Here is a 23,394-nt window from a genome sequence, read left to right on the forward strand (position 1 = left end):
AAGGGGCTTCGTGCCCCTTGTTTCTTGGTGGAACGAGGAGACGCACGACATGACGATCCGCGAAGGCAATCTCGAGGCCCCGACCCGCCACCCGGTCGACTGGAAGAACCCGGACTTCTACGACGAGGCCAAGGCGTTCGCCGAACTCGAGCGCATCTTCGACATCTGCCACGGCTGCCGGCGCTGCGTGAGCCTGTGCCAGTCGTTCCCCAACCTGTTCGACCTGGTGGACGCCACCGAGGACGGCGAGGTGCACGGCGTCAAGAAGGAGGACTACTGGAAGGTCGTCGACCAGTGCTACCTGTGCGACCTGTGCTACATGACCAAGTGCCCGTACGTGCCGCCGCACCCGTGGAACCTGGACTTCCCGCACACCATGCTGCGCGCCAAGGCGATCAAGTTCAGGAACGGCGGCGTCAAGGGCAGCGAGAAGTTCCTCGCCTCGACCGACGTGCACGGCTCGTTCGCCGGCATCCCGATCGTCGTGCAGACCATCAACGCGGTGAACCGCACCAAGGCCGCGCGCGGCGTGATGGAAAGCGTGCTCGACGTCCACAAGGACGCCTGGATGCCCGAGCTCGCGGCGAGCCGCTTTCGCTGGAGCGCGAAGAAGCAGGGCAGCGCCACCCAGGTGAAGGACGGCAAGGCGAGCCCCGGCAAGGTGGCGATCTTCTCGACCTGCTACGTCAACTACAACGAGCCGGGCATCGGGCACGACCTGGTCGCCTCGCTGGAGCACAACGAGGTCCCGTACGTGATCGTCGAGAAGGAGTCGTGCTGCGGCATGCCCAAGCTCGAGCTCGGGGATCTCGAGGGCGTCGCGAAGCACAAGGAGAAGAACATCCCGGTGCTGGCGAAGTACGCCAGGGACGGCTACGCGATCGTCACGCCGGTGCCCTCGTGCACGCTGATGTTCAAGCAGGAGCTGCCGCTGCTGTTCCCCGACGATGCCGACGTGAAGGCGGTGCAGGCGGCGATGTTCGACCCCTTCGAGTACTTCATGGCCCGCCACCGGGACGGGCTGCTGAAGACCGACTTCAAGAACCCGCTCGGCAAGGTCAGCTACCACGTGCCCTGCCACGGCCGCGTGCAGAAGATCGGCCGCAAGACCGAGGAGCTGCTCAAGCTGATCGGGCAGACGGTGACGCTGCAGCTCAACACCGTCGAGCGCTGCTCGGGCCACGCCGGCACCTACGGCGTGAAGAAGCCCTACCACGAGACGGCCCTGAAGATCGGCAAGCCGGTGTTCAAGTCCATGGCCAAGGACACGCCGGACTGGATCGGCTCCGACTGCCCGATGGCCGGCCACCACATCGCGCAGGGCCTGCAGGTCAACGGCCTGCCGGCGGCGAAGATCGCCCACCCGCTGACCCTGCTGCGCCACGCCTACGGCGTGTGAATCCCGCGAAGGAGAAGCCCATGACCATCACCCGCGACAGCCTCCTGACGCTGGAGGCCTATGCCAAGGTCCGCAAGACGAAGCGGGCCGAGACCATCGCCCACCGGCGCCTGCGCAGCGTGCGCCTGGGCGAGCACATCACGGTGCAATTCGAGGACGAGCAGACCATCCGGCGCCAGATCCAGGAGATGCTGCACATCGAGAAGATCTTCGAGGAGGAGGGCATCCAGGCCGAGATCGACGCCTATGCGCCGCTGGTGCCGGATGGCACGAACTGGAAGGCCACCATGCTGCTCGAGTATCCCGACGTGCACGAGCGCCGGCGCGAGCTGTCCCGGCTGATCGGCGTGGAGGACCGCATGTTCGTCGAGGTCGAGGGCCATCCGCGCCTCTACGCGATCGCCGACGAGGACCTGGACCGCGAGAACGCCGAGAAGACCTCGTCGGTGCACTTCCTGCGCTTCGAGTTCCCGAGCGCGGCGCGCGAGGCGGTGCGGGCCGGCGCGGCCGTCAAGCTCGGCTGCGACCACACCAACTACCCGGCGCACGTGACGATCGCGCCGGAGACGCTGGCCAGCCTGGCCGGCGACCTGAAGTAGCCCGGCCTCAGGCGGCGGCGCGTCGCGCGACGCGCCAGCCGTCGGCGCTGTAGAGCAGCAGCGCGGCCCAGATCAGCACGAAGCCGGCCAGCCGGCTGCCGCCGAAGGGCTCGCCGAACAGCCACACGCCCAGCACGAACTGGATCGACGGGCCGATGTACTGCAGCAGGCCGAGCGTCGTCATCGGGATGCGGCGCGCGCCGGCGGCAAACAGCAGCAGCGGCACCGCCGTCAGCGGGCCGACGCCGAGCAGCCAGAGGTTGGTGGCGAGGTCGGGCGCCGGGAAGCTGGCCGGCCCGCGCCCCCACCACAGCACCAGCAGCACCAGCGCCGGCGGCGCGAGCAGCAGGGTCTCCAGCGCCAGGCCCTCGAGCGCACCGAGCACCGCGATCTTGCGCAGCAGCCCGTAGGCGCCGAAGCTCGCCGCCAGCACCAGCGCGATCCACGGCACCTGCCCGGTCTGCACGGTGAGCCACAGCACGCCGAGGGTGGCCAGCGCGAGCGCGGCCCACTGCGCCGCGCGCGGCCGCTCGTGCAGCACCCAGTAGCCGAGCGCCACGTTGACCAGCGGGGTGATGAAATAGCCCAGGCTCGCGTCCAGCACATGGCCGTTGGTGACGGCCCAGATGTAGGTCAGCCAGTTGCACGACAGCAGCAGCGCGCTGGCGGCGAAGGCGCCCAGCACCCTGGGCCGGCGCAGCACGTCCGGCAGCCAGGCCCAGCGCTGCCGCCAGGCCAGCAGTGCCAGCACGAAGGCGAGCGACCAGACGATGCGGTGCACCAGCACCTCGCTGGCGGCCACGTGCTGCAGGCGGGTGAAGTAGAGCGGGAACAGGCCCCACAGCGTGTAGGCGAGGGCGGCGTAGGCGATTCCGGGCGGCATGGGGGGCGCATTGTCGCTGCGCCGCGCTTGACGCAGGCCAAGCCGGGCGATCGCCCCGTACCGACAATGGCCGCTCTGGAGGGAAGCGCATGTTCCAGGTTCGCATCCACGGCCGTGGCGGGCAGGGCGTCGTGACCGGCGCCGAGATGCTCTCGATCGCCGCCTTCGCGCAGGGCCGCCACGCGCAGGCCTTCCCGAGCTTCGGCTCGGAGCGCACCGGCGCGCCGGTGGTTGCGTTCTGCCGCATCGCCGAGCGCGAGATCCGGCTGCGCGAGCCGGTGATGGCCCCCGACGCGGTGATCATCCAGGACCCGACGCTGCTGCACCAGGTGGACCTGTTCCAGGGCCTGGGCGCGGACGGCTACGTGCTGGTCAACTCGCGCCGCAACGCCGACGAACTCGGCATCGGCGAACTGCGCCAGCGCCTGCGCCGCGAACGGCTGCTGAACGTGCCGGCCAGCGAGATCGCGAAGCAGCACCTCGGCCGGCCGCTGCCGAACGCGGCGCTGCTGGGCGGCTTCGCGGCGATGTCCGGGCTGATCGCGCTCGAGGCGGTGGTGCACGCTATCCGCGACAAGTTCAGCGGCCCGGTGGCCGAGGGCAACATCGCCGCGGCGCGCGAGGCCTTCGACTACGTGCTGCGCGAGATGAAGGAGATGGCCGATGCTGCAGCAGATTGAAGGCTCGCGTGCGGTGGCCGAGGCCGTCGCGCTGGCGCGGCCCGAGGTCGTGTGCGCCTACCCGATCTCGCCGCAGACGCACATCGTCGAGGGCCTGAGCGAGCTGGTGAAGACCGGCCGGCTCACGCCGTGCGAGTTCATCAACGTCGAGAGCGAGTTCGCGGCGCTGTCGGTGGCCATCGGCGCCTCGGCGGCTGGTGCGCGCGCCTACACCGCCACCGCCAGCCAGGGCCTGCTGTTCATGGCCGAGGCGGTCTACAACGCCGCCGGGCTCGGGCTGCCGATCGTGATGACGGTGGCCAATCGCGCCATCGGCGCGCCGATCAACATCTGGAACGACCACAGCGACGCGATGAGCCAGCGCGACTGCGGCTGGATCCAGCTGTTCGCCGAGACCAACCAGGAGGCGGTGGACCTGCACCTGCAGGCCTTCCGCCTGGCCGAGGAGGTGAGCCTGCCGGTGATGGTGTGCATGGACGGCTTCATCCTGACGCATGCCTACGAGCGCGTCGACCTGCCGACGCCGCCGCAGGTCGATGCCTTCCTGCCGCCCTTCGTGCCGCGCCAGGTGCTCGACCCGGCCGAGCCGGTGACCATCGGGGCGATGGTCGGGCCCGAGGCCTTCGCCGAGGTGCGCTACCTGGCGCATGCGCGGCAGATGCGTGCGCTCGAGCGCATCCCGGCGATCGCGGCCGAGTTCGAGGCGCGTTTCGGGCGCGCCAGCGGCGGCCTGGTGCGGCCCTACCGCTGCGAGGATGCCCAGACCATCGTCGTCGCGCTCGGCTCGGTGCTCGGCACGCTGAAGGACACGGTGGATGTGCTGCGCGATGCGGGCATGCCGATCGGCGTGCTCGGCATCACCTCGTTCCGGCCGTTCCCGCTCGCCGCGGTGCGCGAGGCGCTGCAGCACGCGCAGCGGGTGGTGGTGCTCGAGAAGAGCTTCTCGGTCGGGCTCGGCGGCATCGTCGCCAACGACGTGCGCAGTGCGCTCTCGGGCCTGAAGCTCGCCGGCTACACGGTGATCGCCGGGCTGGGCGGGCGGGCCATCACCCAGGCCTCGCTCGAGCGGCTGCTGCGCGACGCGGTGGCCGACCGGCTCGAGCCGCTGACCTTCCTCGACATGGACTGGGCGGTGGTGGCGCGCCAGCTCGAGCGCGAGCGTGCCGACGCCCGCAGCGGCCCGGCGGCCGAGGCCATGCTGCGCGACGTCGGCGGCGTGGCAACGAAAGTGCGTTGACATGGAACACATCCGCTTCTACCAGACCGGCACCTTCACGGTCGGCAACCGGCTGCTCGACCCGGCGCTGCGCAGCGTGCAGGCGAGTGCCGGGCGCAGCAACGCGATCGATTCCGGGCACCGCGCCTGCCAGGGCTGCGGCGAGGCGCTGGGCGCGCGCTATGCGGTCGATGCCGCGCTGCGCGCCGCACAGGGCCGGCTGATCGCCGCCAACGCCACCGGCTGCCTGGAGGTGTTCTCGACGCCGTACCCGGAGAGTTCCTGGCGCCTGCCGTGGATCCACTCGCTGTTCGGCAACACCGCGGCGGTGGCCACCGGCATCGCCGCGGCGCTCAAGGTCAAGGGGCGCGAGGACGTGCGCGTGCTGGCCCAGGGCGGCGACGGCGGCACCACCGACATCGGCTTCGGATGCCTGTCCGGCATGTTCGAGCGCAACGACGACGTGCTGTACGTCTGCTACGACAACGAGGCCTACATGAACACCGGCGTGCAGCGCAGCTCGGCCACGCCCGCGGCGGCGCGCACCGCCACCACGCCGGCCATCGGCGGCGCGCCCGGCAATGCCTTCGGCCAGGGCAAGGACCTGCCGCGCATCGCGATGGCGCACGGCATCCCCTACGTCGCCACCGCCACCGTGGCCGACCTGCACGACCTGGAGGCCAAGGTCGAGCGGGCGATGGGCCTGCGCGGGGCACGCTACCTGCACGTGCTGGTGCCGTGCCCGCTCGGCTGGGGCGCGGCCTCGCACGACACCATCCGGCTCGCGCGGCTGGCGCAGGAGTCGGGCCTGTTCCCGGTGTTCGAGGCGATCGACGGCGAGGTGGTCGGCGTGCGCCGCATCCGCCAGCGCGTGCCGGTGGAGGAGTACCTGAAGCCGCAGAAGCGCTTCGCCCACCTGTTCGCGCCGACGCGGCGCGACGCGGTGATCGAGGCGCTGCAGGCGCGCGCCGACCGCAACATCCGGCGCTACGGGCTGCTGGAAGGAGGCGCGTGATGACGATGCGCAAGCCGTTCGCGATCACGCTCGACCCGGGCTCCTCGCGCGCCAACCACACGGGTTCGTGGCGTTCGATGCGCCCGGTCTACGTCGACCGGCTGCCGCCGTGCAATGCGCAGTGCCCCGCCGGCGAGGACATCCAGGGCTGGCTGTTCCACGCCGAGGGTGGCGACTACGAACGCGCCTGGCGCCACCTGGTGCGCGACAACCCGTTCCCCGCCGTGATGGGCCGGGTCTGCTACCACTCCTGCCAGAGCGCCTGCAACCGCGGCAAGCTGGACGAGCCGGTGGGCATCAATGCCGTCGAGCGTTTCCTCGGCGACGCGGCGATCGAGCACGGCTGGGCCTTCGATGCGCCGGCCGCGGACAGCGGGAAGCACGTGCTGGTGGTCGGCGCCGGGCCGTCCGGCCTGTCGGCCGCCTACCACCTGCGCCGGCTGGGGCACCGCGTCACGGTGCTCGAGGCCGGCCCCTGGGCCGGCGGCATGATGCGCTTCGGCATCCCGCGCTACCGCCTGCCGCGCGACGTGCTCGATGCCGAGGTGGCGCGCATCGCCGCACTCGGCGTGACGATCCGCTGCAACAGCAAGGTCGAGGACCTGGCCGCCACGCTGCGCGCCGAGGGCGCCGACGCGGCCTTCCTGGCGGTCGGCGCGCACATCGCCAAGCGGGCCTTCATCCCCGCCGGCGACTCGGCGCGCGTGCTCGACGCGGTCTCGCTGCTGCGCGGCATGGAAGGCGGCGAGCGGCCGCTGCTCGGCCGCCGCGTGGTGGTCTACGGCGGTGGCAACACCGCGATCGACGTGGCCCGCACGGCCAAGCGGCTCGGCGCCACCGAGGCGCTGATCGTCTACCGCCGCACCCGCGAGCGCATGCCGGCGCACGAGGCCGAGGTGCAGGAGGCGCTGGAGGAGGGCGTGCTGATCCGCTGGCTCACCACCATCCGCCGCGCCGACGAGGGCGAGCTGCTGGTCGAGAAGATGGTGCTGGACGCGCAGGGCCAGCCGCAGCCCACCGGCGAGCTCGAGCGTCTGGAGGCGGATTCGCTGGTGCTCGCGCTCGGGCAGGACGTGGACCTGTCCTTCCTGCAGCGCCTGCCCGGCGTGGTGGTGGAGGACGGCGTCGTCAAGGTCGACGAGCGCATGATGACCGGCCAGCCGGGGGTGTTCGCCGGCGGCGACATGGTGCCGGCCGAGCGCAACGTGACGGTGGCCATCGGCCACGGCAAGAAGGCGGCGCGCCACATCGACGCCTGGCTGCGCGGCACGCGCCACGAGCCGCCGCCCAAGCACGAGCCGGCCGCCTTCGAGAACCTGAACCCCTGGTACTACAGCGACGCGCCGGCCACGGTGCGGCCGGTGCTCGATCTGGCGCGGCGCAGCAGCAGCTTCGACGAGGTGCAAGGCGGGCTCGACGAGGGCAACGCGCAGTTCGAGGCGCGCCGCTGCCTGTCGTGCGGCAACTGCTTCGAGTGCGACAACTGCTATGGCATGTGCCCCGACAACGCGGTGATCAAGCTCGGCCCGGGGCAGCGCTTCGCGTTCGACTACGACTACTGCAAGGGCTGCGGACTGTGCGCCGCGGAATGCCCCTGCGGTGCGATCCGCATGGATCCGGAAGTGGTCTGAGGAAGGCGGGGTGGGCGGCCCGAGGGTGAACCCGTGTGGCGCGGACCGCACGGCGCCATCCCGCGGTCACGGGGGGAGGCTGGAGCCGAGGGATGGTCGCCCGCGGCGTGCTCCGTAGCATCGTCAGGCATCCGATCGGACCTGATGTCCGCCCGGAACCGCGATGCCGCAGACCTTCAACGTCGGAGCCCGTTCCCTCTTCGTCACGCTGACCGCCTGGGTCTTCATCGTCCTGGCGGCGCTGGCCAGTGCCACGGCGCTGGTGCAGAACGCGATGGTCGCGTCGCTGCTGCCGGGCTGGCAGCTCTCCGGCGGCCAGCAGCCGCTGCCGCTGCTGACCGGGCTGCTGATCGCCTACCTGCCCTGGTTCGTCGGCGCCGGGCTGGTGCTCTCGCTGGCCACGCTGGCCTCGGCCATCGGCCTGCTGCTGCGCCTGGAATGGGCGCGGCGCGTGTTCATCGGCCTGCTGGTGCTGGCCATCGTGGCCAACCTGCTCGGTCTGTGGTTCCAGCACGAGGTGGTGCAGTCGGTGGTCGATTCCACGCTCAGCCGCACGCCGCTGCCGGCGCCCGTGCTGGGGGTGTTCGGCGGCTTCGTCACCGCCGCGCGGGCCATGGCCGTCGTGATGACGCTGGCCGCCTGCGGCATGCTGGTGTGGATCATCCGCCGGCTGATGTCCTCGGCGATCCGGCAGGAATTCGCCTGAGCGCGCCGGGCCGCTCCCAAGCGCTCATCCCGGAGCACGCAGTGCGAAGGGTAGTCCGTTGAGCCGGGTTTACGCGACGTCGCCGTCGAGGTAGTACCAGCGGCCGTCCTCGCGCACGAAGCGGCTGGTTTCCTCGAGCCGGTGCGCCCGCCCACCGAGCTTGCTGCGTGCGACGAAGCGCACCGTCGCATGGTCGGCATCCTGGATGCGGTGCTCCTTCACCGCCAGGCCGAGCCACGTCAGCCCGGGCGGATCGGGTTCGAGCGTTGGCGGCCGGCGGCTCGGGTGCCAGGTGGCGAGCAGGTAGTCGCGCAGGCCGAACACGTAGGCGCTGTAGCGCGAGCGCATGAGCGACTCCGCATCCGGTGCCTGCCCGTGCAGCGGCCCGGCGTGCCAGCGGCCGCAGCACGCGCCGTAGGCCGGCCCGCGGCCGCAGGGGCAGGGCGCCGTGGCGGAGGGCGTCATGCCAGCAGCTTTTCCCAGGTCTCGCCGACCAGGTCGTGCCCGAAGCTGTGGTGCGGCTCGCTGGCGATCAGCCGGTAGCCGGCTTTCTCGTAGATCGCACGCGCCGCGTCGAGGTTGCGGTTGGTCCACAGCAGGATGCGGCGGTAGCGCTGCGCGCGGGCGAAGCGCTCGCATTCGTCCACCAGGCGCCGGCCCAGCCCCTGGCCGCGCGCCGCCGGCTCGACCAGCAGCATGCGCAGCTGTGCCGCGGCGGGGATGACCTGCTGGCGTGCCTCGTCGCGCGCCTGCACGAGAAACACGCAGCCCAGGCGCCGGCCGTCGCGTTCGGCAATCCAGGCGGCCTCGTGCGCCGGGTCGAAGCGGTCGACGAAATCGGCCGCGATGCGTGCCACCAGTGCCTCGAAGGCCTCGCTCCAGCCGTACTCCTGCGCGTAGAGCGCGCCGTGGCGGCCGATCACCCAGCCCAGGTCGCCCGGCTGCAGCGCGCGCAGCGCGATCGGGGCGGGCGGGCGCGGCGTGTCGGAGAGGGCGTCTTCGATCAGCGTCATCGCGTCGAGCAGGGCCTGCTGGCGCGGTTCGTCCAGCGTGCCGAGCAGGGTGCCGACCTGCTCGCGCGAGCGGGCGTCCAGCGGGGCGAAGGCGCGCTGCCCGGCCGGGCTGAGGCTGAGCCAGAGCACCCGCGCGTCCTCCTTCGAGCGGCTGGTGCGCACCAGGCCCTGGTCCTTCAGGCGGCGCAGCAGGCGGCTCAGGTAGCCGGGGTCGAGGTCGAGCTCCCTGGCCAGGCGGCTGGCGGTCAGGCGCGCGTCGGCATGGGCCAGTTCCCACAGCAGCCGGGCCTCGGCCAGCGAGAAGGGAGAGTCGAGCAGGCCGTCGTCCAGCACGCCGATGCGGCGTGTGTAGAAGCGGTTGAAGCGCCGGACGGCCTCGATGCGGGCGGGGTCGGGTGCGGCGGCCATGCTGGGATTGTCGGCCAGATAGTTGCCTCTGGCAATGGAATGGCTGCCCCGTGAATTTGGCCGCTTGCACCAAAGTACTGTATGGACATACAGTATTCAAATGGACCGCCTGCCCCCTGCCGTTGCCGAACTACCGCCGCTGGCGCCCGAGGCGCTGCACCCGGCGCTGTGGTTTGGCCATCAGCTCGGCCGCCTGCAGGACGACGCGCTGGCCAGCGGCTTCCCCGCGCTGGATGCCGAGCTGCCCGGCGGCGGCTGGCCGCGCCGCGTGCTGACCGAGCTGCTGTTGCCGCACCCGGGTGTGGGCGAGATCCGCCTGCTCGCGCCCACGCTGGCCGGGGCCCAGGCGCGCGGCCGGCTGGTGATGCTGTTCGACCCGCCGGCCGCGCTCTCGGCCTGGGCGCTGCTGCAGCTCGGGTTCGACCTCGACCAGCTGCTCGTCGTGCAGACCCGCGCCCGCACGCTGCCGGGCAGCGACAGCCTGTGGGCCTGCGAGCAGGCGCTGCGCAGCGGCCATGTGGGCGCACTGGTCGCCTGGCTGCCGACGCGGCTGCGCGCCGAGCGGCTGCGCCGGCTGCAGATCGCCGCCCAGGGCCACGACGGCCCGGCCTTCGTGATGCGCGAGCTGGCCGAGGCGCCGCGCCCGAGCGCCGCGCCGCTGCGCCTGGCGCTGCGGCCGGACGGGGCCGACAGGCTCTCGCTGCGCCTGCTCAAGCGCCGCGGCCCGCCGCTGGAGCGGGCGCTGCGGCTCGAGTTGCCGCCGGCGCTGTCCGAGATCGCGCAGCAGCGCGCGCGGGCCGGGCAGGCGAAGGCGCTGCCGGCCGCCACCTTCGTCGACCTGGGCTGAGTTCGTGCGCCGTCGATGCTCTGGATCGCGCTGCACCTGCCGTGGCTCTCGCTCGAGGCCTTCGTCGCCACGCTCGACGCGGCGCGCAGCGCCGAGCCGATCGCGCTGATCGACGCCCACCAGCTCAGCGCCGCCAACGCGGCGGCGCGCGCGCTCGGCGTCGCGTCGGGCCAGAAGCGCGCCACCGCGCTGGCGCTGGCGCCGCGGCTGCTGCTCGGCCAGGCCGATGCGGCGCGTGATGCGCTCGCGCTGCAGGCCGTCGCGCACGCGGCGCTGGCCTTCACGCCGATGGTCTGCCTCGAGCCGGCCGCGCGCCGTGGCGAGGCACCGCACACCGTGCTGCTCGAGGTGCGCTCCACCCTGCGCTACTTCGGCGGCCTGGCGCGGCTGCTGAAGCGCCTGCGCGAGGTGCTGGCGCCGCTCGGCCACCGCCTGCGCGTGGCCAGCGCGCCCACGCCGCTGGGCGCCGCGCTGCTGGCGCGCGGCGCGCCGCAGCACTGCGCCGACCGCACGGCGCTGCAGTGCGCGCTCGACGCGCTGCCGGTGCAGCTGCTCACGCCCGACCCGGCGCACCACGACGCCTTCCAGGCCATGGGCCTGGCGACGCTGGCCGAGCTGCGCCGCCAGCCGCGCGCCGGGCTGGCGCGGCGTTTCGGCCAGCCCCTGCTGGAGGCGCTGGACCGCGCCTGCGGCGCGCGGCCCGACCCGCGCGTGCCGATCACCCTGCCGCCGGGCTTCGAGAGCCGCCTCGAGCTGTTCACCCGCGCCGACAACGCCGAGCAGCTGCTGCATGCCGCCGCGCTGCTGCTCGCCCGGCTGGCCGCCTGGCTGGCGGCGCAGCATGCCTTCGTGCGCGGGTTCACGCTCGTGATGCAGCACGAGCCGCGCTGGCGCCGCGAGCGCGCGATCCCGCAGCAGACCCTGCTCGAGATCGCGCTGGCCGAACCCTCGCGTGACCCGGCCCACCTGCAGGCGCTGCTGCGCGAGCGCCTCGGCCGGCTGCAGCTGGCCGCGCCGACGCTCGAGCTGGGCCTGGTCGCCGGCGAGCTGGTGCCGCAGGCGCCGCCCAACGGCGAGCTGTTCCCGAGCGCGGCGAGCGAGCGCGAGGGCCTGCTGCGGCTGATCGAGCGGCTGCAGGCGCGGCTCGGTGTCGAGCAGGTGCAGCAGCTGCAGGCGGTGCACGACCCGCGGCCGGAGAAGGCGAGCCTCGTGCGCCCGGCCGATCCGGCGCGGCTCGGCAGCCGCCGCCACGCGCCCGAGTTGCCGGCGGGCTGGCCGCTGCGCCCGGTCTGGCTGCTCGCGCCGCCCGAGCCGCTGCCCGAGCGCGGCCTGCTGCCGCTGCTGGACGGCCGCGCGCTGCAGCTTCTCAGCGGGCCCGAGCGCGTCGAGGCCGGCTGGTGGGACCACGATCTCGCCGAGCGCGACTACTTCATCGCGCAGGACGGCGAGGGCGCCTTGCTGTGGCTCTACCGCGCCCGCCGGCCCACGGCCGAGGGCAGCGGCTGGTACCTGCAGGGCCGCTTCGCCTGATCAACGCGCCAGCAACACCGGCAGCGAGGACACCAGCAGCGCGATGCCCGACAAGGTCAGCAGCACCAGCACGATGCGCCGGAAGGCCTGCTCGCTCAGCCCGATGTAGACGCGCGCGCCGAGCAGCACCGGCACCAGCACCGCCACCGCCACCAGGCCCAGCAGCGGCGCCATCGCCAGCGTGACGAAGCCGCTGGCCAGGTAGCCGATGAAGGCCACCGACAGCATCGCCAGGTTGAAGTTCTGCACCACGGCGCGCGCCGTGTCGCGCTCGAATCCGCGCAGCAGGCACCACAGCGTGGGCACCGCGCCGGCGAAGCCGCCCACGCCGCCCATCACGCCGCCGGCGGTGCCGGCCAGCACGTCGCCGACCCGGCCGCCGGCCGTCACGCGCGGCAGCCGCGCCGCGGCCAGCATCGCCGGGCACCACACCACCAGCAGCGTGCCGAGGAAGGCCTTGAACAGCGGCACGTCCAGCCGCGGCAGCAGCCACAGCCCGATCGGCACGCCGACCAGCCCGCCGGCCAGGAAGGGCGTGAGGCGGCCCCAGTCGAAGCCGCGCCGCACCGTGACGGCGGCGATCACCTGCCCGGTCAGCGCGCCGAACACCGCCAGCGAGGCGGCCAGCCGGGGCTCGACGCTCCAGGCCCAGATCGACATCGCCACCAGCCCGAACGCAAAGCCCGACAGGCCCTGCACGAAACCGGCGACGACGGCGCCCACGGCGATCACGGTGACGGTGGAGTCCATGGATGGCGTCCCTACAATGCCGCGATTTTCACGTCCGCCCCCGTCCATGCACGTCGACCCCAGCATCTTCAAGGCCTACGACATCCGCGGCATCGTCGGCAAGACCATCGACGAGGCCTTCGCCGAGCACCTCGGCCGCGCCTTCGGCAGCGAGGCCGTCGCGGCGGGCGAAAAGGCCGTGGCGGTCGGCCGGGACGGGCGGCTTTCCGGCCCGGGGCTGGCCGCCGCGCTGATCCGCGGCCTGGCGTCGACCGGGCTGGACGTGGTCGACCTCGGTGCCGTCACCACGCCGATGCTCTACTACGTGGCCGCCACGCGCGGCCGCCACGGCTGCAACAGCGGCATCCAGGTCACCGGCAGCCACAACCCGAAGGACTACAACGGCTTCAAGATGGTGCTGGCCGGCCGCGCGATCTACGGCGACGCGATCCAGGCGCTGCGCCGGCGCATCGAGGCCGAAGATTACGTGCGGCGGCGCGGCCGCAGCGCGGCAATGGACATCGTGCCCGAGTACACGGCACGCATCGCCGGCGACTGCAGGCTCGCGCGGCCGATGAAGATCGTGGTCGATTCCGGCAACGGCATCCCGGGCGCCTCGGCGCCGGGCGTGCTGCGCGCGCTGGGCTGCGAGGTGGTCGAGCTGTACTCCGAGGTGGACGGCGACTTCCCGAACCACCACCCGGACCCGAGCCGGCCCGAGAACCTCGCCGACCTGATCCGCGCGGTGAAGGAGAGCGGCGCCGAACTCGGACTGGCCTTCGACGGCGACGGCGACCGGCTCGGCGTGGTCACGGTCGACGGCCACATCGTCTACCCCGACCGCCAGCTGATGCTGCTGGCCACCGACGTGCTCGCGCGCAACCCGGGCGGCACGGTGATCTTCGACGTGAAGTGCACCCAGCGCCTGGCGCCGGCCATCCGCGCCGCCGGCGGCGTGCCGCTGATGTGGAAGACCGGCCACTCGCTGGTGAAGGCCAAGATGAAGGAGACCGGCGCGCCGATCGCCGGCGAGATGAGCGGCCACATCTTCTTCGGCGAGCGCTGGTACGGCTTCGACGACGCCACCTACACCGCGGCGCGCATGCTGGAGATCCTCTCGCGCAGCACCGACCCGAGCGCGGTGCTCGACGCGCTGCCCACCAGCCACAGCACGCCCGAGCTGAACGTGCCCTGCGCCGAGGGCGAGCCCCGGCGCGTGGTCGAGCAGCTGCTGGCGCAGGCGGACTTCCCCGGCGCGCTGGAGGTCGTCACCACCGACGGCCTGCGCGTGGAGTACGCCGACGGCTTCGGCCTGATCCGCAGCTCCAACACCACGCCGGTGCTGGTGCTGCGCTTCGAGGGCCACACGCCCGAGGCGCTGGCGCGCATCGAGGCCGACCTGATGGCCGCGCTGCGGGCCGTCAAGCCCGACGCCCGGTTCGCCGCGGCTGCCCATTGAACGACGCCGCCACGTGCGTGTCCTGATCGTCAAGCTCTCGTCGCTCGGCGACGTCGTGCACGCCATGCCGGTGGTGCACGACATCCGCGCGGCCTTTCCCGATGCGGCGATCGACTGGGTGGTCGAGCCGGCCTTCGCGCCGCTGGTGCGGCGCGTCGAGGGCGTGCGCACGGTGATCGAATGCGCGATGCGGCGCTGGCGCCGCACCTGGTGGAGCGGCACGACCCGCGCCGAGTGGCAGGCCTTCCGCGCACGCCTGCAGCAGCAGGAGTACGACGCCGTCATCGATCTGCAGGGGCTGACCAAGTCGGCCATCGTCGCGCGGCTGGCGCGTGGCATGCGCTTCGGTCTGGCCAACGCCACCGAGGGCTCGAGCTACGAGGCGCCGGCGCGCTGGCTGGTCGACCAGGCGATCCGCATCGAGCCGCGCATCCACGCGATGGACCGCTCGCGTGCGCTGGTGGCCGCGGTGATCGGCCGCACGCCCGAAGGCCCGCCGGTGTACGGGCTGAAGCCGAGCAAACGCGTGTTCCGCACTGCCCAGCCCACGGTGGCGCTGGTGCACGGCAGCTCGCGCGGCGACAAGCTCTGGCCGGTGGAGCACTGGGTCGCGCTGGGCAAGCGCCTGATCGGCGCCGACTGGCGCATCGGCCTGCCGCAAGGCAACGACGAGGAGCAGACACGCGCCGAGCTGATCGCCGCCGGGCTGCAGTACGAGAAGGCCTTCCACGTCGAGGTCTGGCCCAGCCTGTCGCTCGACGCGGTGCTGGACCGCCTGGCGCTGACCCAGGGCGTGATCGGCGTGGACAGCGGGCTCAGCCACATCGCCGTGGCGCTCGACCTGCCGCACGTGCAGCTCTACAACCACCCGACCGCCTGGCGCACCGGGCCGCGGCCCGAACATGGCCACCTGCACCAGGTGGCCCTCGAAGGCCGGCCGGTGCCCACGCTCGAGGCGGTGTGGACGGCGTGGAACAACGTCGTGCGCGCGGCGCATTCATGACGCCCTGGGCGGCGCGCCTGGCCCGCGCGGCCTACTCGACGCTGCTGCGCGTCGGCACGCCGGCCTATCTGGCGCGGCTCTGGTGGCGCGGGCGCGCCGAGCCGCCTTACCGGCACGCGCTGGCCGAGCGCCTGGCGCACTACGCGGAGCGACCGAGCTCGGGCTGGCTCTGGCTGCATGCGGTGTCGCTCGGCGAGACCCGCGCCGCCGCGGCGCTGGTGGAGGCGCTGCGCGCGCGCCAGCCGGGCCTGCGCCTGCTGCTGACACATGGCACCGCCACCGGTCGCGAGGCCGGCGCGGCGCTGCTGCGCGAGGGCGACCGCCAGGCCTGGCTGCCCTTCGACACCCCCGGCGGCGCGCGGCGCTTCCTGGCCCAGTTCCGCCCGTCGCTGGGCGTGCTGATGGAGACCGAGGTCTGGCCCAACCTGCTGCGCGAGGCGCAGGCGGCCGGCGTGCCGATGGTGCTGGCCAATGCGCGGCTGTCCGAGCGCAGCGCGCGCAAGGGCGAGCGCCTGGCCGCGCTGATGCAGCCGGCGGCGGCCTCGCTGGCGCTGGTGCTGGCCCAGACCGAGGACGACGCGCGCCGCCTGCGTGCGGCCGGCGCGCCGCACGTGCAGGTGTGCGGCAACCTGAAGTTCGACCTGACGCCCGACGCGGCCCTGGTCGAGCGCGGCCGGGCCTGGCGTGCGGCGCTGGGCCGCCCGGTACTGCTGTTCGCCGTCTCGCGCGAGGGCGAGGAGGCGCCGCTGCTGGCCGCGTGGAGCCGTGCGACGCGGGGCGCCGCGCCGCGGCCGTTGCTGGTGGTCGTGCCGCGCCACCCGCAGCGCTTCGACGAGGTGGCCGTGCTGCTGCAGTCGGCCGGGCTGCGCATGGCGCGCCGCAGCAGCTGGGCCGACACGCCGCCGCCCGAGGCACTCGCCGCCGACGCCTGGCTGGGCGACTCGATGCGCGAGATGCCGCTGTACTACGGCCTCGGCCAGGTGGCGCTGCTGGGCGGCAGCTTCGCGCCGCTGGGCGGGCAGAACCTGATCGAGGCGGCGGCCTGCGGCTGCCCGGTGGTGATGGGGCCGCACACCTTCAACTTCGCCGAGGCCGCCGAGCTCGCCGCGGCGGCGGGCGCGGCGCAGCGTGTGCCCGACCTCGAGGCCGGCTTGGCCGCCGCCATGCGCCTGCTGGCCGAGCCGGCGGCGCTGCAGCAGGCCGCCGAGCGCAGCCGCGGCTTCGCGGCCGCGCACCGCGGCGCCGCGGCGCGTATCGCCGAGGCGATCGTCGCCTTGCTGCCCGGCCGCCTCACAGCACCTGCCTGAGCGACTGCACCGCCTCCTGCAGTGGCGGCAGCAGGCGAGCCACCATCGACTCGGTGCTCTCGGTCAGCGGCAGCGTGGTGCCGATCGCACCGACACACTGGCCCTTGCGGTTCTTGACCGGCAGCGCGATGCCGCGCAGCCCGGCGTCGAGCTGCTGCTCCGCGATGCCGTAGCCGAGCGACCGCGCCACGAGCACCGCCTTGCGGAAGCGCGTGCCGCTGGTGATGCCCTGGGCGGTGAAGCTGGTGAACTCGTGCGCGGCGAGCCACTCGTCCAGCGCCGCGTCGTCGAAGCTGGAGAGGATCGCGAGCCCGGGGGTCACCACGTGCGCAGGCACGCGGGCGCCGGGCTGGAAGCCGATCGTCACCAGGCGCGGGCTGCCGCTGCGTGCGACGTAGACGATCTCGTGCCCGTCCAGCACGCTCAGGTTGACGGTCTCGCCGGTGGCGAAGGCGGCGCGCTGGATGAAGGGCTGTGCCAGGCGCGGCAGGCGCGCCGCCTCGAGGTAGCTCTGCCCGAGGCGCAGCACCCGCGGCATGAGCCAGAACAGCTTGCCGTCGCTGGCCGCGTAGCCGAAGTGGCACAGGCTGAGCAGGTAACGCCGCGCCGCGGTGCGTGTGATGCCGGCCCGCTTGGCCGCCTCGGCCGGGGTGAGGCGGGCATGCTCCTCGTCGAAGGCCTCGATCACGCGCAGGCCCTTGCCCAGGCCTTCGATCAGGTCTTTGCGGTCGATCGGGAACACGGTGGAGGCCATGCCAGGGGAAACCCGCGATGCGAGCGATCATCGTGCAATGTGCGCGATCATCGCGCAGCACGGGTGAGTCCGCCTTGAGGGGCAACCCGCGCCTGACTATCGTTGCGCCCGTGCCCCGCGGGGCCTTCCCACACCAACAGGAGACCAGCCCATGACCATGCCGACCCTGCGCGCCCTCGCGGTCGCCGCCAGCCTCGCCGCCGCCGGTGCCGCGCAGGCGCAGATCAAGATTGCCGTGCTGCAGGAGCTCTCCGGCGCCGGCGCGACCGCCGGCACGAACGCGAAGAACGGCGCGCTGCTGGCCATCAAGGAGATCAACGACGCCGGCGGCATTCTCGGCAAGAAGATCGAGGTGACGGTGTCGGACACGCAGTCCAACCCCGGCGTGGCCAAGGGCCTGGCGCAGAAGGCGGTGGACGACGACGTGTTCGCGGTGATCGGGCCGACCTTCTCCGGCTCCATCATGGTCAGCATGGCCGAGACGCGGCGTGCCGAGATCCCCAACTTCACCGGCGGCGAGGCGGCGTCCATCACCCAGCAGGGCAACCCGTACATCTTCCGCACCAGCTTCACGCAGACCACCGCGATGCCCAAGGTGGCGCGCTACATCGCCAGCAACCTGAAGGCCAAGTCGGTGGCGGTGCTGTACGTCAACAACGACTTCGGCAAGGGCGGGCGCGACTCCTTTGCCAAGGCCGCGGCGCAGTTCGGGCTCAACGTTGTGGCCGACATCTCCACCGAATCCGGCCAGGTCGACTGGTCGGCGCCGGTGCTCAAGGCCAAGCAGAGCAATGCCGACGTGATCTTCGTCTACACCAACGAGGAGGAGTCGGCGCGCGCGCTGCGCGAGCTGCGCAAGCAGGGCGTGACCAAGCCGATCGTCGGCGAGACCACGCTGACGGGCCAGAAGGTGATCGAGCTGGCTGGCGACGCGGCCAACGGCGCCGTCGCCCACGTCGGCCTGACGGTGGACGCGCCGAACCCGAACATGCTCAAGTTCAAGGCCAAGTTCTACGAGGCCTACAAGTACATCTCGGACCACAACGGCATCAAGGGCTACACCGGCGTCTACGTCCTGAAGGCCGGCATCGAGAAGGTCGGCAAGCTCGACCGCAAGGCCGTCGCGCAGGCGCTGCACGGCCTGAGCATCTCCGCGGCCAAGCACCCCGGCGTGCTGATGGACGTGAGCGTCGACGCCAACGGCGACCTGGACCGCGAGAGCTACATCGTCGAGGTCAAGGACGGCCGCCAGGTGGTCAAGGAAGTGCTGCCCGCGCTGGGCAAGAAGTGACGGACCGGTCGTGACCGACTTCCTGCAGCTGTTCGTCTCCGGCATGGCCACCGGGGCGATCTACGGCCTGGCCGCGCTCGGCTTCACGCTGCTGTGGCAAGCCTCGGGCACGATCAACTTCGCGCAGGGCGAATTCGTCATGCTGCCGGCGTTCATGATGCTCGCCTTCGCGAGCTTCGGCGCGCCGCTGCCGCTGGCCTTCGTGCTGACCTGCGTCGTCGCGGTGGCCGTGCTCGGCTGGGCCTTCAAGCGCGGCATCGCCGACCCGCTGCTGAAGTTCGGCATGATGCCCATCGTCGTGGCCACCATCGGCCTGGCGATCGCGCTGCGCAACGGCGTGCGCGCCGGCTACAGCGCCGAGGCGCACCCGTTCCCGAGCCTGTTCGCCGATCAGCTGTTCAACGTGGCAGGCGTCACCGTGACGCTGGCCGACGTCGGCACGCTGGTGTTCGCGCTGCTGCTGGTGTTCGGCACCCAGGCCTTCCTGCAGAAGACCGTGACCGGCCGCGCGATGCAGGCCGTGGCGCAGAACACCGACAGCGCCACGGTGCTCGGCATCGACGTGCCGCGCATGATCTTCTACACCTTCGCGATCAACGCGGTGCTGGCCTGCGCCGCGGCCCTGCTGGTCACGCCCACCTACCTGGCCAAGTTCGACATGGGCGAGCCGCTGGGCACCAAGGCCTTCTTCGCCGCGATCATCGGCGGCTTCAACAACTCGCGCGGTGCGCTGCTGGGCGGGCTGGTGGTCGGCGTCAGCGAGAACCTGGCCGCGGCCTACATCTCGCCGGCCTACAAGGACGCGGTGGCGCTGGTCGTCTTCATGCTCGTGATCCTCTTCAAGCCGCAGGGCCTCCTGGGCAAGAAGGTCGAACGCAAGGTCTGAGGCGGGCACGATGAACAAGATCTCCCTGCTCGTCGGCCTCGTGCTCGCCGCGGTGCTGCTCGCCGTGCCGCCGTTCCTCAAGAGCTACGGCATCTACCTGTTCAGCTACTGGCTGGTGTTCGTGATCGCCACCATGGGACTGAACCTGACGGTCGGCTACGCCGGCCAGAAGAGCCTGGGCCACGCGGCCTTCTTCGGCATCGGCGCCTACACGGTGGCGATCCTGCTGAAAGCCGGCATCAGCTTCTGGATCGGGCTGCCGGTGGCGATGCTCGGCTGCTTCGTCGTCGGGCTGGCGCTGGGCTTCCCGGCGCTGCGCGTTCAGACCATCTACCTCGCGTTCGCCACGCTCGGCTTCAACACCGCGGTGTGGCTGGTGCTGCGCAACGAGGAGTGGCTCACGGGCGGCACCTTCGGCATCAACAACATCGCGCGCCCGTCGCTGTTCGGCCTGAGCCTGGACGGCAACCTGGCCTACTACTACTTCGTGCTCGGCACCACGGTGGTCGTCGGCGCGCTGCAGTGGGGCCTGCTGCGCTCGCCCTGGGGCAAGGCCTTCACCGCGCTGCGCGACAACCCGATCCGGGCCGAGAGCCTGGGCGTGAACGTGCAGGCCTACACGCTGCTGTCGTTCGCGATCGGTGCGGTCTATGCCGGCGTGGCCGGCGCGCTGTTCGCGCCGCTGGTGCAGTTCATCGAGCCGGCACCGTTCACGGTGGGGGCGTCGATCATGATGTACCTGATGGTGGTGGTCGGCGGGCCGGGTTACTTCTTCGGGCCGGTGCTGGGCTCGGCGGTGGGCGTGCTGCTGCCCGAGTGGCTGCGCTTCGCGCAGGCCTGGTACCTGGCGATCTTCGGCGTGGCGGTGATCCTGCTGATGCTTTGGCTGCCGGACGGGCTGCTGTCCATCCCCGACAAGTTGCGCGCCAGGCGCCTGGCGCGCGAGGCCTCGGCGGCGCGCGCCGCGGCGGCCGCGCGCGTGGGAGCGGCCTCGTGACGGCCGAGCGCTGGGCCGCTCCCAAGCCGGCCGGCATCCCCTTGGGGGATCGGCCGATGTACTCATCGGACGAGGGGCTGGCATGAATGCCCTGCTGAAGGTCACGGACCTGAGGAAGTCGTACGGCGCCATCCGTGCCGTCGATGGCGTCTCGTTCGAGGTGATGCCGGGCGAGATCTTCGGCGTCATCGGGCCCAACGGCTCGGGCAAGACGACCATGTTCAATTCGGTGCTCGGCCAGATCACGCCCGAGTCCGGCCGCATCGAACTCAACGGCACCGACATCACCGGCCAGTCGCCGATGGAGCTGAACCGGCTGGGCGTCGGCCGCACCTTCCAGACCCTGCAGGTGTTCGGCAAGATGAGCGTGCGCGACAACCTGCTCGTCGCCGCGCAGGAGCACCAGGGCTCGATGTGGAGCCGCATGTTCGCGCCGCCGGATTCCGGGCTCGGCGCCAAGGCCGACGCGCTGATCGACCAGTTCCGCATCCGCCACGTGGCCGACAAGAAGGCCGGCGAGCTGAGCTACGGCCAGCAGAAGCTGGTGGACATCGCGATGGCCTTCATGAGCGAGCCCGACCTGGTGCTGCTCGACGAGCCCTGCGCCGGCGTCAACCCGAGCCTCGTGGGCGGCATCAGCAGCCTGCTGAAGGAGCTGAACCGCGGCCGCAAGGGCTCGTTCATCGTGATCGAGCACAACATGGACTTCGTGATGGACCTGTGCCACCGCATCATGGTGATGGTCGAAGGCACGGTGATGGCGATCGGCACGCCGGCGGAGATCCGCGCCAACAAGCAGGTGCTGGACGCCTACCTGGGCAACTGAACCATGAGCGACGTCTGCATCGAGTTCGAGGATGTTCTGGCCGGCTACGGCGAGTTCATGATCCTCAACAACCTCAGCTTCCAGGCCAAGCGCGGCAAGATCACCCTCCTGCTGGGCCCGAACGGCGCCGGCAAGTCCACCGTGCTGAAGACGCTCTTCGGCCTGCTCAAGGTGCGGCAGGGCCGCATCAAGCTGGACGGCCAGGAGATCACCGGCGCCGGCGCGAAGGAACTGCTGGTGCGGCACGGCATCGCCTTCGTGCCGCAGGGCCGCAACCTGTTCGGTGCACTGACGGCCTACGAGAACCTCGAGCTCGGCGGCATCACCTTGGGCATGAAGACCACGCACGAGCGCATCCCCGAGGTGCTCGAGCTCTTTCCGCGCGTCAAGGAGCGGCTGCACTCGGCGGCGGCCTCGCTCTCGGGCGGCGAGCAGAAGCAGCTCGAGGTGGGCCGCGCGCTGCTGCTGCGGCCCAAGGTGCTGCTGATCGACGAGCCCTCGATCGGCCTCTCGCCGCTGGTCGTGCAGGACGTGTTCCGGCTCCTGCGCCGCCTGGCGGACGAGCAGGGCGTGACCGTGCTCATGGTCGAGCAGAACGTCAAGAGTGCACTGAAGATGGCCGACGAGGCGATCGCGCTCGAGTCCGGCCGCCTGGTGCTGCACAAGCCGGCCGACGAACTGCTGTCCGACCCGCAGCTCGAGCGGCTCTTTCTGGGGGGTGCCCATGCGGCCCCGGTGCCGACCTGAGCCGGGGCACGGCGGCGGCCTTGCCGCAGGCCGTCGGCATCCCCTAGACTGGCGTCATGAACCAGTCAGTACATTCGGCCCCGGCCAAGGCCGCGCGCGCGGCGCGGCGTGGCGATGCGGTGCGCATCAACGACCCCGAGCGCACCCGCGCCGAGATCCTGGAGGCCGCGACCCAGGAGTTCGCCGAGAAAGGCCTGGCCGGTGCGCGGGTGGACCTGATCGCCGAGGCGACGCGCACCAGCAAGCGCATGATCTATTACTACTTCGGCAGCAAGGAAGGCCTGTACATCGCCGTGCTGGAGCAGGAGTACCGGCGCATCCGCGAGACCGAGGCACGCCTGCACCTCGACGACCTGCCGCCCGAGGACGCGCTGCGCAAGCTGGTCGGCTCGACGGTGGACTATCACCTCGGTCACCCCGCCTTCACGCGCCTGGTGATGACCGAGAACATCCACCGCGGCGAGTACCTCGCGCAGAGCCAGGTGATCCAGTCGCTCAACGTGCCGGCCATCGATGCGGTGCGTGCCGTCTACGAGCGCGGCCTGGCGGCCGGGGTGTTCCGCAGCGGCATCGACCCGGTGGACCTGCACATGTCTATCTCCGCGCTGGCGCTGTTCAACGTGGCCAACAAGCACACCTTCTCGCTGATCTTCAAGCGCAACCTGGACAGCCCCGCGGTGATGATCGCGCGCCGCGACAGCATCGTGGAGATGGTGGTCAGATTCGTCCGGAAGTGAGCTGACCGGCGGCGTGTGCAACCGATGAGTGCGGGTTTACCCCATGTCAAATACTAACTAGTTCGTACATTATCTCGGCATCGCCGGGGCGGCAGGCTGGATCACGCCGCCGCAACCCGGCAGGAGACGAGGAGACAAGGCATGAATCGCTTGATCGATGGCTACTGCAGGCTGCTCGACCGTGCCATCGCGCTGCTGCTGGCGGTGATGGTGGTGCTGGTGTTCGGCAACGTCGTGCTGCGCTACGCCTTCAATTCGGGCATCACCGTCAGCGAGGAGCTGTCGCGCTGGCTGTTCGTGTGGATGACCTTCCTCGGCGCGATCGTCGCGCTAAAGGAGCATGGCCATCTCGGCACCGACATGCTGGTCTCGCGCCTGCCGCGCTGGGGCAAGCGGGCCTGCCTGGTCGCCGGCCAGCTGCTGATGCTGTGGGTGACCTGGCTGCTGTTCTCCGGCGCGCTGACGCAGGCGCGCATCAACGCCGACGTCGAGGCACCGGTGACGGGCGCCTCGATGGGCATCTTCTACGCCTCGGGCATCGTGTTCGCAGTGTCGGCCGGCGTGCTGCTGCTGCGCGAGCTGTGGCGCGCCGTGTCGGGGCAGGTGAGCGACCGCGACCTGGTGATGGTGCAGGAGTCCGAGGACCTCGCCGCCGTCGAGGAACTGCACATCGGCGAGCAGCCGCCGATCGGCCAGGGGCCGAACTCGATGCCGTTCCGCCGCTGAACCCG

General features: G+C 71.7%; 24 protein-coding genes. 19 read left to right on the top strand and 5 right to left on the bottom strand.

The genetic code is table 11. From position 1 onward, the window contains the following. Positions 1-49: 49 nt before the first annotated feature. Positions 50-1,399 carry a (Fe-S)-binding protein gene (locus D9C15_RS09945; RefSeq protein ID WP_127997294.1) on the top strand — a complete coding sequence of 450 codons (1,350 nt, stop codon included), beginning with the start codon at positions 50-52 and terminating at the stop codon, positions 1,397-1,399. 20 nt (positions 1,400-1,419) lie between these two features. Beyond that, positions 1,420-1,998, top strand: coding sequence for a DUF3501 family protein (locus tag D9C15_RS09950; RefSeq protein ID WP_127997295.1), 579 nt, complete (start codon positions 1,420-1,422; stop codon positions 1,996-1,998). Between the two features lie 7 nt (positions 1,999-2,005). Here D9C15_RS09950 and rarD read toward each other — a convergent pair whose 3' ends face one another. Continuing rightward, the gene (rarD, locus tag D9C15_RS09955) at positions 2,006-2,881 is read right to left on the bottom strand and encodes an EamA family transporter RarD (RefSeq protein ID WP_127997296.1); all 876 of its coding nucleotides are present in this window, start codon (positions 2,879-2,881) and stop codon (positions 2,006-2,008) included. An 89-nt stretch (positions 2,882-2,970) separates the two neighbouring features. On the opposite strand from rarD, the gene D9C15_RS09960 reads away from it, so the two are divergent. From D9C15_RS09960 to D9C15_RS09980, 5 genes are all read left to right on the top strand, one after another. Continuing rightward, the gene (locus D9C15_RS09960) at positions 2,971-3,561 is read left to right on the top strand and encodes a 2-oxoacid:acceptor oxidoreductase family protein (RefSeq protein ID WP_127997297.1); all 591 of its coding nucleotides are present in this window, start codon (positions 2,971-2,973) and stop codon (positions 3,559-3,561) included. Beyond that, on the top strand, positions 3,545-4,798 hold the full coding sequence (gene porA / locus D9C15_RS09965; protein ID WP_127997298.1) for a pyruvate ferredoxin oxidoreductase: 1,254 nt from the start codon (positions 3,545-3,547) through the stop codon (positions 4,796-4,798). The genes D9C15_RS09960 and porA overlap by 17 nt, the downstream gene beginning before the upstream one ends. A gap of 1 nt (position 4,799) precedes the next feature. Then, a complete protein-coding gene (locus D9C15_RS09970) occupies positions 4,800-5,792 on the top strand; it encodes a thiamine pyrophosphate-dependent enzyme (RefSeq protein ID WP_127997299.1) in 993 nt (330 codons plus the stop codon). 5 nt (positions 5,793-5,797) lie between these two features. Then, complete coding sequence (locus D9C15_RS09975) at positions 5,798-7,423, top strand: NAD(P)-binding protein (protein ID WP_127997800.1); 1,626 nt, start codon at positions 5,798-5,800, stop codon at positions 7,421-7,423. Positions 7,424-7,586: 163 nt separating this feature from the next. After that, entirely contained in the window at positions 7,587-8,129 is a 543-nt protein-coding gene (locus D9C15_RS09980) for a hypothetical protein (protein ID WP_127997300.1), read from the top strand. 69 nt (positions 8,130-8,198) lie between these two features. Here D9C15_RS09980 and D9C15_RS09985 read toward each other — a convergent pair whose 3' ends face one another. Both D9C15_RS09985 and D9C15_RS09990 read right to left on the bottom strand, forming a co-directional pair. Next, positions 8,199-8,594 carry a YchJ family protein gene (locus tag D9C15_RS09985; RefSeq protein WP_127997301.1) on the bottom strand — a complete coding sequence of 132 codons (396 nt, stop codon included), beginning with the start codon at positions 8,592-8,594 and terminating at the stop codon, positions 8,199-8,201. Then, entirely contained in the window at positions 8,591-9,550 is a 960-nt protein-coding gene (locus tag D9C15_RS09990) for a bifunctional helix-turn-helix transcriptional regulator/GNAT family N-acetyltransferase (protein WP_127997302.1), read from the bottom strand. The genes D9C15_RS09985 and D9C15_RS09990 overlap by 4 nt, the downstream gene beginning before the upstream one ends. 100 nt (positions 9,551-9,650) lie before the next feature. Here D9C15_RS09990 and imuA point away from each other — a divergent pair, with 100 nt between their 5' ends. Further along, positions 9,651-10,397, top strand: a complete 747-nt coding sequence (imuA, locus tag D9C15_RS09995) for a translesion DNA synthesis-associated protein ImuA (RefSeq protein ID WP_127997303.1) — start codon at positions 9,651-9,653, stop codon at positions 10,395-10,397. 15 nt (positions 10,398-10,412) lie between these two features. Continuing rightward, on the top strand, positions 10,413-11,927 hold the full coding sequence (locus tag D9C15_RS10000) for a Y-family DNA polymerase (RefSeq protein ID WP_127997304.1): 1,515 nt from the start codon (positions 10,413-10,415) through the stop codon (positions 11,925-11,927). On the opposite strand, the gene D9C15_RS10005 is transcribed toward D9C15_RS10000, so the two are convergent. Then, positions 11,928-12,677: a sulfite exporter TauE/SafE family protein gene (locus D9C15_RS10005; RefSeq protein WP_127997305.1), complete on the bottom strand. Its 750-nt coding sequence runs from the start codon at positions 12,675-12,677 to the stop codon at positions 11,928-11,930. A gap of 46 nt (positions 12,678-12,723) precedes the next feature. Here D9C15_RS10005 and D9C15_RS10010 point away from each other — a divergent pair, with 46 nt between their 5' ends. Genes D9C15_RS10010 through D9C15_RS10020 form a run of 3 tightly spaced genes read left to right on the top strand, consistent with a single transcriptional unit; the run spans position 12,724 to position 16,425 of the window. Continuing rightward, positions 12,724-14,115: a phosphomannomutase/phosphoglucomutase gene (locus D9C15_RS10010; protein ID WP_127997306.1), complete on the top strand. Its 1,392-nt coding sequence runs from the start codon at positions 12,724-12,726 to the stop codon at positions 14,113-14,115. A 13-nt stretch (positions 14,116-14,128) separates the two neighbouring features. Then, positions 14,129-15,118, top strand: a complete 990-nt coding sequence (waaC, locus tag D9C15_RS10015) for a lipopolysaccharide heptosyltransferase I (RefSeq protein WP_127997307.1) — start codon at positions 14,129-14,131, stop codon at positions 15,116-15,118. Beyond that, a complete protein-coding gene (locus D9C15_RS10020; protein ID WP_127997801.1) occupies positions 15,115-16,425 on the top strand; it encodes a 3-deoxy-D-manno-octulosonic acid transferase in 1,311 nt (436 codons plus the stop codon). The genes waaC and D9C15_RS10020 overlap by 4 nt, the downstream gene beginning before the upstream one ends. Here the strand turns inward: D9C15_RS10020 and D9C15_RS10025 are convergent. Next, the gene (locus tag D9C15_RS10025; protein ID WP_127997308.1) at positions 16,409-17,179 is read right to left on the bottom strand and encodes an IclR family transcriptional regulator domain-containing protein; all 771 of its coding nucleotides are present in this window, start codon (positions 17,177-17,179) and stop codon (positions 16,409-16,411) included. The genes D9C15_RS10020 and D9C15_RS10025 overlap by 17 nt on opposite strands. 151 nt (positions 17,180-17,330) lie before the next feature. Here D9C15_RS10025 and D9C15_RS10030 point away from each other — a divergent pair, with 151 nt between their 5' ends. From D9C15_RS10030 to D9C15_RS10060, 7 genes are all read left to right on the top strand, one after another. Beyond that, a complete protein-coding gene (locus D9C15_RS10030; protein WP_127997309.1) occupies positions 17,331-18,470 on the top strand; it encodes an ABC transporter substrate-binding protein in 1,140 nt (379 codons plus the stop codon). Positions 18,471-18,480: 10 nt separating this feature from the next. After that, positions 18,481-19,356 carry a branched-chain amino acid ABC transporter permease gene (locus tag D9C15_RS10035; RefSeq protein WP_127997310.1) on the top strand — a complete coding sequence of 292 codons (876 nt, stop codon included), beginning with the start codon at positions 18,481-18,483 and terminating at the stop codon, positions 19,354-19,356. Between the two features lie 10 nt (positions 19,357-19,366). After that, the gene (locus D9C15_RS10040) at positions 19,367-20,353 is read left to right on the top strand and encodes a branched-chain amino acid ABC transporter permease (protein ID WP_127997311.1); all 987 of its coding nucleotides are present in this window, start codon (positions 19,367-19,369) and stop codon (positions 20,351-20,353) included. An 82-nt stretch (positions 20,354-20,435) separates the two neighbouring features. Beyond that, entirely contained in the window at positions 20,436-21,179 is a 744-nt protein-coding gene (locus D9C15_RS10045; protein ID WP_127997312.1) for an ABC transporter ATP-binding protein, read from the top strand. Between the two features lie 3 nt (positions 21,180-21,182). Then, the gene (locus D9C15_RS10050; protein ID WP_127997313.1) at positions 21,183-21,926 is read left to right on the top strand and encodes an ABC transporter ATP-binding protein; all 744 of its coding nucleotides are present in this window, start codon (positions 21,183-21,185) and stop codon (positions 21,924-21,926) included. Between the two features lie 56 nt (positions 21,927-21,982). Continuing rightward, positions 21,983-22,663 (top strand): TetR/AcrR family transcriptional regulator, encoded by a 681-nt coding sequence (locus tag D9C15_RS10055; protein ID WP_127997314.1) that lies wholly within the window; start codon positions 21,983-21,985, stop codon positions 22,661-22,663. 141 nt (positions 22,664-22,804) lie between these two features. Further along, positions 22,805-23,389 carry a TRAP transporter small permease gene (locus tag D9C15_RS10060; RefSeq protein ID WP_127997315.1) on the top strand — a complete coding sequence of 195 codons (585 nt, stop codon included), beginning with the start codon at positions 22,805-22,807 and terminating at the stop codon, positions 23,387-23,389. Positions 23,390-23,394 lie beyond the last annotated feature (5 nt).

The organism is Piscinibacter defluvii, from assembly GCF_004011805.1.
GTDB lineage: Bacteria > Pseudomonadota > Gammaproteobacteria > Burkholderiales > Burkholderiaceae_C > Piscinibacter > Piscinibacter defluvii.